The organism is Nostoc sp. UHCC 0870, assembly GCF_022063185.1.
Lineage (GTDB): Bacteria > Cyanobacteriota > Cyanobacteriia > Cyanobacteriales > Nostocaceae > Trichormus.
In genome coordinates, this window is record NZ_CP091913.1 from 3,405,317 (window position 1) to 3,418,518 (window position 13,202).

General features: G+C 41.3%; 12 protein-coding genes. 6 read left to right on the forward strand and 6 right to left on the reverse strand.

The window, feature by feature from the left end; genetic code table 11:
- Window position 1 precedes the first annotated feature (1 nt).
- Together L6494_RS14415 and L6494_RS14420 are read left to right on the forward strand one after the other, a co-directional pair.
- Window positions 2–430, forward strand: a complete 429-nt coding sequence (locus tag L6494_RS14415) for an ATP-binding protein (RefSeq protein WP_237988407.1) — start codon at window positions 2–4, stop codon at window positions 428–430.
- 283 nt (window positions 431–713) lie between these two features.
- On the forward strand, window positions 714–1,154 hold the full coding sequence (locus tag L6494_RS14420; RefSeq protein WP_237996010.1) for a hypothetical protein: 441 nt from the start codon (window positions 714–716) through the stop codon (window positions 1,152–1,154).
- A gap of 4 nt (window positions 1,155–1,158) precedes the next feature.
- Here the strand turns inward: L6494_RS14420 and L6494_RS14425 are convergent, their stop codons facing one another.
- Together L6494_RS14425 and L6494_RS14430 are read right to left on the reverse strand one after the other, a co-directional pair.
- Window positions 1,159–1,587 (reverse strand): nuclear transport factor 2 family protein, encoded by a 429-nt coding sequence (locus L6494_RS14425; protein ID WP_237988408.1) that lies wholly within the window; start codon window positions 1,585–1,587, stop codon window positions 1,159–1,161.
- Between the two features lie 171 nt (window positions 1,588–1,758).
- Window positions 1,759–2,274, reverse strand: a complete 516-nt coding sequence (locus tag L6494_RS14430) for an orange carotenoid protein N-terminal domain-containing protein (RefSeq protein WP_237988409.1) — start codon at window positions 2,272–2,274, stop codon at window positions 1,759–1,761.
- A gap of 216 nt (window positions 2,275–2,490) precedes the next feature.
- Here L6494_RS14430 and queG point away from each other — a divergent pair, with 216 nt between their 5' ends.
- Both queG and L6494_RS14440 read left to right on the forward strand, forming a co-directional pair.
- Entirely contained in the window at window positions 2,491–3,465 is a 975-nt protein-coding gene (queG, locus tag L6494_RS14435) for a tRNA epoxyqueuosine(34) reductase QueG (protein ID WP_237988410.1), read from the forward strand.
- Window positions 3,440–4,075 (forward strand): HAD-IA family hydrolase, encoded by a 636-nt coding sequence (locus L6494_RS14440; protein ID WP_237988411.1) that lies wholly within the window; start codon window positions 3,440–3,442, stop codon window positions 4,073–4,075. Before queG ends, L6494_RS14440 begins: the two co-directional genes overlap by 26 nt.
- Window positions 4,076–4,378: 303 nt before the next feature.
- Here L6494_RS14440 and L6494_RS14445 read toward each other — a convergent pair whose 3' ends face one another.
- Together L6494_RS14445 and bchB are read right to left on the reverse strand one after the other, a co-directional pair.
- On the reverse strand, window positions 4,379–4,726 hold the full coding sequence (locus tag L6494_RS14445) for a hypothetical protein (protein WP_237988412.1): 348 nt from the start codon (window positions 4,724–4,726) through the stop codon (window positions 4,379–4,381).
- Window positions 4,727–5,125: 399 nt separating this feature from the next.
- A complete protein-coding gene (gene bchB, locus L6494_RS14450) occupies window positions 5,126–6,652 on the reverse strand; it encodes a ferredoxin:protochlorophyllide reductase (ATP-dependent) subunit B (protein ID WP_237988413.1) in 1,527 nt (508 codons plus the stop codon).
- Window positions 6,653–8,098: 1,446 nt separating this feature from the next.
- Between bchB and nifB the strand changes: the two genes are divergently transcribed.
- Window positions 8,099–9,544 carry a nitrogenase cofactor biosynthesis protein NifB gene (nifB, locus tag L6494_RS14455; RefSeq protein WP_237988414.1) on the forward strand — a complete coding sequence of 482 codons (1,446 nt, stop codon included), beginning with the start codon at window positions 8,099–8,101 and terminating at the stop codon, window positions 9,542–9,544.
- Between the two features lie 105 nt (window positions 9,545–9,649).
- Window positions 9,650–9,973 carry a DUF362 domain-containing protein gene (locus tag L6494_RS14460; protein WP_237988415.1) on the forward strand — a complete coding sequence of 108 codons (324 nt, stop codon included), beginning with the start codon at window positions 9,650–9,652 and terminating at the stop codon, window positions 9,971–9,973.
- Window positions 9,974–10,106: 133 nt separating this feature from the next.
- Here the strand turns inward: L6494_RS14460 and L6494_RS14465 are convergent, their stop codons facing one another.
- The gene (locus tag L6494_RS14465; RefSeq protein WP_237988416.1) at window positions 10,107–10,955 is read right to left on the reverse strand and encodes a DUF928 domain-containing protein; all 849 of its coding nucleotides are present in this window, start codon (window positions 10,953–10,955) and stop codon (window positions 10,107–10,109) included.
- Between the two features lie 18 nt (window positions 10,956–10,973).
- Window positions 10,974–13,178 carry a CHASE2 domain-containing protein gene (locus L6494_RS14470; RefSeq protein WP_237988417.1) on the reverse strand — a complete coding sequence of 735 codons (2,205 nt, stop codon included), beginning with the start codon at window positions 13,176–13,178 and terminating at the stop codon, window positions 10,974–10,976.
- Between the last annotated feature and the right edge of the window lie 24 nt (window positions 13,179–13,202).

A 13,202-nucleotide genomic window follows, 5' to 3' on the forward strand; every position in this document is an offset into this window, starting at 1 on the left:
AATGAAAAGTGAGCTGCACGTACCAAGTGACTTAAATTATTTAAACATCGTTGAAAACTGGTTACTGGGATGTTTAAAAATCCAATTGGGTGAATCTGTTGATTGGTCAAGACAGTCCAGTCGTTTGCGTCTAGCATTGGTCGAAGCCTACTCCAATGTAGTCCGTCATGCTCACAAGGAGCAATCTAATATACCTATTTTGCTGCGTTTGGAACTAAAGGATCGAGATATTTCTCTAGAGGTTTGGGATCACGGTACTGGCTTTGATTTGTCTACTTATTTTCCACCTAATCCTGTAGACAAACAGGAAGGGGGTTATGGGTGGCTGATTATGAATCGTTTGATGGATAAAGTGGAATATGAGTTACAAGTTGATGGTGCTAATTGTCTAAAACTAGAAGCTACCATCCCAGAACTCGCTAATAGTTAATAGGGATTGGGGATTGGGGATTGGGGATTGAGGGAAATATTTCCTGCTCCCACAGACCCTATTCCCAGCCCAAGTTATTATCTTTGAGGTGTTTTTAGTCCTAAGAGACTTTGTTGAGAAATATTAACTATTTTAATAACTTTTGCTAACTTTATTTGATTTATAGCTATTACTTATTGGATACTTAGGTAATTAAGCTGGTATCGCGTTTATCAATTTCAACGTGAAGCAGTAGTGCAGTAGAAAGTTTTCCAAAATCAAAGCTAAAGTCATGATTGCACCTATGGAAGCCTTATTTTGCTTATCACCACGCTACCGTCTTGATGATGAGTCACCTTGGTTAGAGGGGATTGATCCTAGCCGCCATTACTGGCTAGCGGTGAATGGAAATAAGGATTTAATAGTCGCTTTGCCTGGGTTGATGGTGTCTTCTCTAAATGAACTGAAACAGGTGATGCGTCAGTTTCGCGCTCTCCAACCAGGGGAAAAAATGACTTTAGCTAGGGCAGCAAGTGGTTGTATGATTCACTGTGTTGGGATTAATTGCTATGCCCTGGAAACTGAAATGAATGGCCGTCTTGTTTGGCATCTATTTGATCAAGAGGCTCTAGATAGTTTGTTGATGACAGCACACCCAGATTGGCAATGTGCGCCATCAGATGTTGAGTTGGGCAGAAAATTATTGATGCGTTCTCTGCAATCAGCTATTGTTAACCCTAAATAGAAAGCTATTTTTCAGGACGCAAAGCCAGTAATTCTTGAGGCGATGCGAGAAGTTTGATATGAGTTTCGAGGATTTGTCGTTGCTGGTTGAGGCTAAATAACCATAGGACGTTGACGCTACACCAAGAGGTCTGTGTTCTGCCCCTAACTTGTATTTGGATACGACCATTTTCTAAGGTTTCGGCTATTCCCTGGTGAGGGTCAGCTTTGATATCTTGGGCTTCTTGTTGTAGATAACGAGCGATCGCATCTGTCCCCACAATACCAGATTCAAACGGCGGATACATCACACCCTCGGCTGCAAATAAAGCCGCCGTGGCTGTAAAGTTTCCAGCGTTTAAAGTTGTGAAATACTCTATGATTGTAGACTCTGTAATTCCTGGAATCTCAGGTACAGTGCTTGCTGTAGGAGATGAATATTCAGCAGCTTTCATAAAAATTACCTAAAATAGCGATCGCTGAACATTAATTAAAATAAAAAAGCAGATATAAAAAAAGCTGCTATTGGCGTGTATTAGTAAGCAAATAAATCTCACCTGAGAAAGAGTTTGTTCCCAAGCTGTTACTTGGGAACATTGACTGGTGTGACATTGAGGTTGGAAAGATTAAGCTAAGGGGTCAAAACCCATATCAGCCACGACTCTACGTAAAATTGTGATTTGTTGACCAAAGTCTAACTGTTTGAGTGCTTCTAATACTTGAGAGCCATCACGGGAGATTTGATAGTCTGTAGGGACAGGGACAACAAAACCTTTCACCATCAATTCTGATAGTTCATACCAGAAAGCTAGCTTGGTATTGGCACTAAGAATCCCGTAGGAGCGAGTAAATTGAGTATTTTTCTTGGCTACTAAGTCACGCATTACCTGCAATTGCTCTGGATGAGACATTTGCTTGATTTGATTGAGCAGACCTTCGGCTAATTGTAACCGAGCCGCACCTGTCGCAGCCGGTGTAATGGAACGACCCATTTCTGTGTAGGCGTACCATAGCACGGCTAATTGATCGTCTACGCTCAGGCTTTGAAATACGGTAGTAGTAGAAGTAACAGCATCAGCTTGGATGCTGGGATTGAATGCTTGAGAGAAACGGGTGGAAGCGGAATCAGAAGTGAATGTCATGATTGCACCACAGTCGATGGGTTTAAGTACACTGCGAATCAGTGGGAGGCTCGCATCACTCTGGTAGCTTTACCTCTTGGTTCACATTTTGCATTATTTATTTACAAATCGCCAATAAAATTTACAAATGATGTCAGTAAGAAATATTGAACCCAACGCTTGACTGAGTTAGGTATAATCGATAAGCCGCAGTTTTGGCAAATTTTGGTTAGAGAAATGAACTACTGTTCCGTAGTTAGCAGCAGTGTGGTAAAGGAAAAAGCCCAAGAGCTAGGTTTTCATAAAGTTGGCATTGCTGCTGTAGATAGGGGTAATCATACAGAAGCCGAGAGGCTGCAAGCATGGATCAAAATGGGTTATCACGCTGATATGGAGTGGATGAATAACCCAAAGCGTCAGGAGATTAACTTAATCATGCCAGAAGCGCGATCGCTTGTTTGTGTGGCACTTAATTACTACACCCCACACCAACGTCCAGAAGGGGAAGAGTACGCCAAAATCTCCCGTTATGGCTGGGGGAGAGACTATCACAAGGTAATGCACAAGAAACTCAAAGCCTTAACTACTTGGTTACAATCCCTAGAGCCAGGGGTGCAAGCTCGTTACTATGCAGATACTGGCCCTATCCAAGATAAAGTTTGGGCGCAACGAGCTGGGATTGGTTGGATTGCCAAAAACGGGAATGTGATCACTAGAGAGTATGGTTCTTGGGTATTTTTGGGTGAAGTATTGACAAATTTGGAACTAGAAAGCGATCGCCCCCACACAGAACATTGCGGTAGTTGTACACGTTGTTTAGCCGCTTGTCCTACCGGGGCAATTACCCAGCCATTTGTAGTAGATGCTAATCGCTGCATAGCTTATCATACCATTGAGAATCGGGCAGAAAAATTACCAGAGGCGATCGCACCCCATATGCAAGGTTGGGTAGCTGGTTGCGACATATGTCAAGATGTTTGTCCTTGGAATCAGCGTTTTGCTCAAGACACGGATGTGGTAGATTTTCAGCCCTATCCTGAAAATATTGCTCCAAAGCTGATAGAATTAGCGCAAATCTCAAATGAGGAGTGGGAAAGAAGATTTCCGGCATCAGCGTTGCGGCGGATTAAGCCAGAAATGTTAAAACGGAATGCCCGTGCTAATCTTGACGCATCTAGGCAATGTAATGACACAGAAAGTAATTATCTTTGATTTTGATGGCACAATTGCAGATACTGTAGATGCACTTGTAAGTATTGCCAATCGTTTAGCGGTAGAGTTTGGTTATATCCAAATTACACCAGAACAATTCACCCTCCTCAGAAATTTCTCATCGAGAGAAATTATTAAATATTCAGGAATTTCTCTGTTTAAAATACCTTTTTTAGTCAAAAAGGTAAAAGCTGAATTAAAAAATAAAATCCAGGGATTGAAACCAATTCCTGGCATGAAAGAATCATTATTAGAACTAAAAAATCATGGTTATCAGCTAGGGATTATTACATCCAACTCCAAAGATAACGTTACAGCTTTTTTGTCAATTAATGAATTAGATAATTTATTTGAATTTATCTATTCAGGAGTGACAATTTTCGGCAAAACCACCATTATTAATAATGTTCTTAAGCAAAAACAACTCAAGCCGCAAACAGTTATTTATGTAGGTGATGAAACTAGAGATATTGAAGCATCAAAGAAAGCTAATATTAAAGTAGTTGCCGTCACCTGGGGATTTAATTCTCCTGAAATACTAGCTAAACAAAATCCTGATTTTTTAATTCACCAACCTAGTGAATTGCTGCAAGTCATACAAAATTGTTAGATGTAGTGAATGTAAATATATTGTAATTTCGTTTGTAGTAAGGGCTTTAGCCCTTTTTTGATGACTAAAGTCCTTTCTGCGTTCTCTCCGTTCCCTGCGGGACGCTGCGCGAACGCGGAGCGTGTCGTAGACAGACGCTCTTGCTAGCTTGCTTCCCTGGAGGGGTACACTACAAATATTTGATTAGACATCTCCAGAAATTAAATATGCGTTTTTCAGAAACCTTGTAGAGACGTTCCGTGGAACGTCTCTACATTTTTGGAGATGTCTATTATTTACACCCACCTAATAAATGAATAATGACTATTTTTTAGGTTGACCTTTTTGCAGGGCTTTTTGGACTAAATCGTCACTGACTGTAGTTACAGCCTCATTCTTTGAAGCTCCTACTTCCTTCGCTAATTCTAAGTAATCATCAGGATTACCAGTGGATTGAATTTCTGTTTTTGTTGGTTCAGGTTCAAATTTCTCATCTTCAGGTGTCGTATCTGCTTCCACAACAACACCTTGACTCAATTGCTGTGCGGCTGCATAGTCAGCGTCAAAATTAACCTCTGGTGCTTTTGTATCACCACTAGCTATACTTTCAGCAACTAGTTGTGCATCATGGGTAGGAGCTTCACTAGGATTGGGCTTAACTTCATCAGTCATAACTAACACCTTAAGTAATTTTTTTATTGCTGGGGTGATTGTAACAACTGAGTTAGCCAGTTTTTAACACTCTTGGGAAAGATTTATACCTCTATTAAAAGGTAGATAAAACCAATTCGCAATGGACTAACGTCCCGCTCCGCTAACGCAATTCGCAATAAATATGGCAATTACTGCGCGTAGAGGGTGTTTGAAAAGTTTCAGTAGGTATAAAAATGTCATTCTGACTGGAGCGGAGCGTAAGGAAGAATCTAGGCTTTGTGGCACATACCGAGATGTTTCATTCCGCTACGCTGCATTCAACATGACAAAGAAACAGACTTTTCAAACTTCCTCTTAACCAATGTGAATGAGTAAGGAGTGATATTTACTCCTTACTCAATTTAGCTACCTGGAAAACTAAGCTCCAACTGCTTCTTTCGCGGCGTATAGTACCTCAGCCGAGATATCTTTAATGCCGCGATCGCGGGCAAATTTTTCAGTATTTCGCTTGACTTTACCGCGCACAAAACCAGGAATTTTGTTCAATTCGGCTGAACCGTCTTTTGTCCAATTGAGGTCAGAGCCGGCAGAAATGCCTTTGGTAATTACTTCTTTGGTATCATGTCCGCCGAAGATTTCTAATAGATGATCTTCCATTCCTAAAGTAAAGGAATTGTAGATTAAATCTGTAATTTGATTTGTCCCTTCGTAACCCAAGAATGGTTTGTAACCAATGGGGAAGTTTTGGACATGGATAGGTGCAGCAATTACACCGCAAGGAATATCCAAACGCTTACCCACGTGGCGTTCCATTTGTGTACCGAAGATGGCGGAGGGTTCAGCGCGAGCGATCGCATCCCCAATTTCGCCATGATCTTCAGTAATCAGCACTTCATCACAATATCCGCTTACCTGTTCACGAAACCAATCAGCATCGTATTTACAGTATGTTCCCGCTAAAACTACGTGAATCCCCATTTCCCGTGACAGAATCTTGGTCAGGGCGGCGGCGTGGGTATTGTCACCAAATACCACAGCTTTTTTACCAGTCAAGTTTTGACAGTCGATAGAACGCGAGAACCAAGCAGCTTGAGAAACATACAGGGTTTGCTCGTTGATATATTCTTCGTAGTCAACGTTTGCACCTTGCTCGTTAATTATCTGCTGAATTTTACGGATACATTTGGCAGTTTCTACAACACCCATCGGGGCAATATCTACGTAGGGTGTACCAAACTCTGTTTGCAGGTAATCAGCAGTCATTGGCCCTAATTCCCGGTAAGGGACGAGGTTAAACCAAGCTCTCGGTAAGTTCTTCAATTCATGAACTGACGCACCTTCAGGAAGGATGGCGTTTACCTCAATTCCCAAATCAGCCATCAGCCTTTTGAGTTCGGTGCAGTCGTGGTTATTGTGGAAACCAAGGGTAGAAATCCCGATGATGTTAACTGAGGGTTTTTCTGTCTTACCCGTTGGTAGTTCGCCTTTTTTACGAGCTTTCTCAAGGTAGAACTGCACAATTTGGTGTAGAGTGCGATCGGCTGCTTGTAGTTCGTTGAAACGGTAGTGATTTACATCCGCCAGCATCACATCCCCTTTGGCTTCTATCTGCGCCCGTTCGACAAAGTTTCCTAGGTCTTCTTGCAGAATACTAGAGGTACAGGTGGGAGTTAATACAATTAAGTCTGGACTTTCCTCTGTATCTTTGCGGGTAATATTATCTACCACCTTTTCTTGAGAACCACGCGCCAACACGTTGCGGTCAACTACACTGGTTGTCACTGGGGTAAAGTCCCTTTCCCGCGATAGCATGGAGCGCATGACGTTAAAGTAGTCGTCACCTATAGGCGCGTGCATGATGGCGTGGACGTTTTTAAAAGAGGTGGCGACTCGCAGAGTGCCAATGTGGGCTGGCCCGGCATACATCCAGTAAGCTAATTTCATTAATATGTTCTCCCTTGTAAATTTAAATTGGGACTGGGGACACTTCGACAAGTGATACAGTGAGCCTGTCGAACTGCTCAGTGCATCGCTGGGGACTGGGGACTGGGTAAAAATATTCCTTGTCTCCCTTGTTTCCTTTGTCTCCCCCTGCTTTGCAGCCTATTTATTTTGATTGATTTTCCCAAAACTGGAAGCGTTTATGAAGTGGGGTATTTGGGTTTTTTTCTGATGTTGCGATCGCTCAAAACTACTTCCTGATTATGATTCAGGTTGTACTTAAAACAACTTGATGCTTGTTAAATTACATGAATCTTAAAATTCAGCAAGTTTTGTTATTAATTGGGAAGGATAGGTATTAATTACTTTTTTGTAGGCGGAGGGGAGTGGAGGTTTATCAAGAATGTGGATTAAATAAACAGGACTTACGCAACTGGCATATTTTTTCTGTAGGGTGCGTGACGCAGCGAGAATATTTGAACGTAGTCATGAGACTTATCGCGTCACGCACCTGCGTAAGTCCTGAAATAATCAGGTTAGCCTGATTGAGAATGGTGCAAATTATCATTCTCTAGATTTCGAGAGTATTTAAACCTAGAATCAAAACAGAAATAAAGTTAAAATTATTGAAAATGATCTGCATTAATATTGCCCTTTATCAAAGCTTGTAAAGCTTACTATATAAGACTTATCAGCACTATTGAATATCACTTTTAATTAAACATTAAAAAAATATGAATTACATTTTTCCCTAAAAAAAAATGATATGTTGGATACAGAATTGAATTTCGCACGTATCTGGGGTATTACAACGTAATCTACCCCAGTTTTTCCCTCCTCAATCCCTTGCTAATTATGACTTTGAGCAAGATTTCTGGAGGATTTGAGTACAAAACTGTATAGTCATAAATTAGCCCAAACAGCACTCAAACCTTTGCTAGTATTGGGTCATAGATGAGTACAACTAAATCCTGAACCCCTTTCCATAAATACTCGTACCCCAACTAAAAAATACTAGAACCCCTACCCGAAAAGATTTTTTAAACTTATTTAAACCCGCTCAAAATCACAGTTTTAGATTTTGAGTACAACCCTAATAAATCCAATAAATTCTATTCCAGAGTGTCGCAGCGAGGCAGTCAAAGACTACTGCTATAAATCTTATATCGCCAATCACTTAACGCTTCTACATAAAACAAAAGCGAAAAGTGAGTGGAGGGATGAGATAGCACTATGCCTTCCTGAATAGAAGTCGCGGCTGTACACACAAATTCTACCAAGAACCAAAGTTGACACACACCAGCCGAAACCCCAGGACTTCATCGCCTAACCTACTGAGCGAATCCGCTACAGGTAGTGTAACAGAAGCGACTTCCATTCGTCAGGCAACAAGAGTAGCAACAGCATCTCCCACAGTGGCAGCTAGTCCACCGACCTTTGCGAAATTCAATGACACTACCAGTTACAGGCTCTTCCGTTACTGAATCGACCTCTACCCAAGCAAAATCAGGTGGTTGCGGATGCGATAGCAAAAGCAGCTCCACCGTGGAAATGGACGAAAAGCTTCAAGAACGCATTGCTAAACATCCCTGCTACAGCGAAGAAGCTCATCATCATTATGCCAGGTTGCACGTTGCAGTAGCTCCTGCCTGTAACATTCAGTGCAACTATTGCAATCGTAAATATGACTGCGCTAATGAAAGTCGTCCTGGAGTAGTTAGCGAATTACTCACACCAGAAGAAGCAGCACACAAAGCTTTAGTAATTGCTGGCAAAATTCCCCAAATGACAGTTTTGGGAATTGCTGGCCCTGGCGATCCTCTGGCGAACCCAGAAAAGACTTTCCGCACCTTTGAGTTGATAGCAGACAAAGCCCCAGATATTAAGCTGTGTCTATCAACCAATGGTTTAATGCTGCCGGAATATATCGATCGCATTAAACAACTAAATATCGACCACGTTACCATTACTCTGAATACTATTGACCCAGAAATCGGCGCACAGATTTATTCTTGGGTTCACTACAAACGTAAACGCTATAGAGGCGTAGAAGGAGCTAAGATTCTCCTAGAGAAGCAGATGGAAGGCTTACAAGCCCTCAGAGAAGCTGACATCTTGTGCAAAGTCAACTCCGTCATGATTCCCGGTATCAACGACCAACATCTAGTTGAAGTCAACAAGATGATTCGGGAAAACGGTGCATTCTTGCACAACATCATGCCTCTAATTTCTGCACCAGAACATGGTACACACTTCGGCTTAACAGGTCAGCGCGGCCCTTCCCAGAAAGAACTGAAATCAGTCCAAGACCAATGTGCCGGCAACATGAAAATGATGCGCCATTGCCGCCAGTGCCGTGCCGATGCTGTAGGTTTGTTAGGAGAAGACCGCAGCCAAGAGTTTACCAAAGATAAATTCTTGGAAATGGATTCAGAATACGACTTCGGTAAACGCCAAGAAGTACACGCAGGTATTGAAAAGTTTAGAGAAGAACTGAAAGTAGCGAAAGAAAAGGTATTGATTGGCAAGCAACAAGTTGCCAACAGCCCTAAAATCTTAGTTGCAGTCGCAACCAAAGGCGGCGGATTAGTTAACCAACATTTCGGTCATGTGAAGGAATTCCAAGTTTACGAAGTGGATGGTAGCGAAGTTAAGTTTATCAGTCACCGTAAGGTAGATCACTATTGTCAAGGTGGATACGGCGAAGCTGCCACATTTGACAATATTGTGAAAACAATAGCAGATTGCAAAGCAGTTTTAGTTGCCAAAATTGGCGAATCCCCCAAAGAAAAACTGCTCCAAGCTGGCATACAGACCGTAGAAGCTTACGACGTGATTGAGAAAGTTGCTTTAGAGTTTCACGAGCAATACGTCAAGGAAGGGAATAAGGAATAGGTTATAGGGAACAGGTTACAGGGAACAGATGATTTCCTATCACCTGTCACCCGTCACCTGTCCCCTCTCCTCACTCACTACTCCCACTCAACAAGGAGAATAGTCATGGCTTACCAAATCACCAGCCAATGTATTTCCTGCAAGCTTTGTCTGTCTGTATGTCCTACTGGTGCAATCAAGATTGCTGAAGACGGTCAACACTGGATTGATACGGAACTATGTACAAATTGCGTTGGTAGCATTCACACCGTCCCTCAATGTAAAGCTGGTTGCCCCACCTGCGATGGTTGCGTTAAAGTACCTAGCGATTATTGGGAAGGTTGGTTTGCTAACTACAACCGAGTTATAGCGAAATTGACAAAAAAACAAGACTATTGGGATCGTTGGTTTAATTGTTATTCTCAAAAATTCATGCTATCAAATAACTAAAAAGGCTTATTTTGCAACGTTTCATGAATATCTGCGTCAAGTCGCTTTGCTCATTCCATCGCCGCAAGTAACTATGAAACATTCCTCTAGGATTAAAAAAAGGGTGTTTAAAAATAGCAATTGTAAAATCAGATTATTTTTTATTGTTTTTACTTTCCCCCATAAAATCTCCGAAATAACCGAAATTGCGCTCTTCTTGAGCAATATCTGGCAAATCAATAGATGTTAAAAAGTTAACCCAATTAGTCTTCAAAGTATTATCTTGTGAATTAGTCTGAAGTAGTTTCCCTAAGTCAGTGAGGGCATCATACCAAATATTTTGATTAAAATAAGTTAGATACCTCTGAGATTTTGCCGCTTTTAATCTTATATCTAGCTCTTTTGTGAGAGCAATTCTTTCTATCCAGGCATCAACGTAAAAATATTTAGCTTCTGCTTCTGGTTGTCCACAATAGATTTTAAAATACCAATGATATTTCTTACCTATTTTTAGAGAATATTGAGGGTTAGATGGCAGGGTAATATTTATGAATGCTGATACTGGAGGAAGTTTTAAAAATGTTCGGTAGATATCTTCCCCAGCTTCATCCTGTAAAATAAATTCTCCATTGCGAATGTTATTAGGTAACTCAGGAACATAGACCCAAAAGGTGGGATGCTCAGAAATGGTTGAGGCCAGAAAAGATATAGAGCCTTGGATATTATCCAATCTTTCTTTACCAGGAACTAAAGCAGTAACTGGAATCTTGAGTGCTGGACAATCATTGCGACTAGTTCCGCCTCTACGACGACCGAGGGGCGCGCCATTGTCTGGTAACTGGAGTTGCTGAATTAACTGATTTTTCTGACTACTGGCATGAGTCGTGTATGATTTAATAACTGATGCCTCTATTGGTAAAGCAGAAGTTGCCAAACTAGCGATCGCCAAAGCAACAAAGTATTTTAGGCTAATCAATGATAAAGGCAGTGCTTTCTGAGTCATAGTTCACTAGATTAAGTGTTAGCGATATCTGGAACTGAACCAGACAAATGTGACTGGGACAGTTACTAGTAATAGTGCGGGTGGAATGAGTGGTATCCATCCGCCATTGATCAATGTGAGATAGCAAATAGCGAAAAGTAGGAAAAGTGCGATCGCTACGGCTAGTCCCAGATACAGGGGACGACGAATCGACCAAGCAAGCATACCCCCAAACATTGACCATCCCAAGATCCACAATGCTTCTAGCCAACTAGGCCACCACCAAATTAAGGGTCGCCCATCAAGAACTGCACTGAGAATTTGAGCGATCGCCTGAGCCTGAACAAATATTCCTGGTATTTGTTTCCGACTGGGGATGGCTGTAGCACTATAGGGGGTTTTCCATTGATCGGCGGTGCTGGCGGCAGTTACTCCTATAATCACTAGCCGATCTTTCAGCGATTTGATTAATTCAGGGGTAACTCGATTTTCTAAAATCTCTTTGAGAGACAATTGCTGGGCAATCTCTACAGGAGAGTGTAAGGAACGATAATTCAACAGTATTTGATAACCAGAGGCATCTATGTTTTGATAACCACTGGTATGGGTTGTTAATTGCTTGAATACTACTTTGCCAAGCTGTAGTTGTCCATCGGCTGTCACAGTTGATTTAATACCTTGATTATCTAGATAGTGGAATGCTGTTTGGAGACTAAAGGCATATTGTGTATTACAAGCAGAGGTGACTGGAGGGGTTAAATGTAAGAGATGGCGACGAGCAACTTCGTCATCATCTGCGACAAAATCACTAAAGCCCACCCGTGATTCTGGTATTTCTGGTGGTGGTGGAATGGCAGTTGGGGCATCATCTTCAGGTGCGGAAACTTTACAAGGAGCAAAAAAGCGAGTATCCGAGTGTAAGCGATTTGCTAAATCAGGATATTCCGAACTGACGGGAAAATCTCGATAGATATCTAAACCTATGGTTCTTGGTTGATATTGTTCTAGTTTTTCTATCAGTTGCAGCAGTGCTTGATCAGATAAAGACCATCTGATCGGCATTTTTAGGCGATTTTGATATTGAATATCAGCTTCATCAATAGTCACCAACAGTAGGCGCGGATCTGGTTTTTCGATTGGTCGTAAAGCCATTAGGTGATCGAAACTTTTTAATTCCCAAGGTTGGAGTATGCCTACATATCTGATACCCGTGATTAAGAAGGCGATCGCTAAACTCACACTAATCACTTTACAGAGATTGCGCCAAGTGCTGACCAATGTACCAGTAGCTAAGGTTATTCCTGTCGATGAAGATAACTCTTTTTTCCCTGCACTTAATTCATTAATTTGCAGGTCTTGGTTACGACTGACCCTGAGTTGCTCTAATATTACCTGCGGTTTTAGAGGACGCTCATGGGGCGCAGGTATCATCATATCGTCGATTAAATTTGCTAACCCTGAAGAAATTTGGGGTGCTTGATGTCGCCAAATTAACCGATCTGTTTGGGGATCTTTTGGTAAATCATTGGGGTGTATACCTGTGAATAAATTCACAAAAGTCCGCCCTAGAGCAAAATAATCTGATTGATAACCGGCTTGGCCATTAATTTGTTCTGGTGCTGTATATCCCAGAGAATAAACTCTAGTAATGTCACCTCCTTCTAATTTTTCGGCATAAGTCATGGTCACTTGTCTGGCTGCGCCAAAGTCAATCAATATCAGTTGTCCATCTGGACAAATCATGATATTGGATGGCTTAATATCTCGGTGTAAAACTTTCTCTCTATGCAATTGTTCTAATAAATTTATCAGTTGCAGTAACCAATCAATTGCTAATTCTTCAGATAATATTCCATGTTCTTCTAACCAATTAGCTAGATTCTGTCCGGGAATTTTCTCCATTACCAGACAATGCAATTTTTCATGTCTATCTTTGGGAGAAAAACAGAAATAAGTATCAATTTGAGGTACTCTCAGATGTCTTAATTGTTTGAGAATCTTAGCTTCTTGCTCAAACAGTTCAATTAATCGACGGCGATTACTCGTCAGAACTTTGAGAACTTTTGTTGTTCCTAAGTTATCTATTTCAAATATTTCTGTATGATGATTTTGATTTAATTCTCGTAATGGCTTAATCACATAATAACGCTCATTTATGATTAAGCTAGAGCCACAACTCTGGCAAAACTCTTGATCGTCAGGATTTTTGCGATGAAGACACCAGGGATTGATACAGTAGCTCATATTGCAATATTTTATACTGAGAAC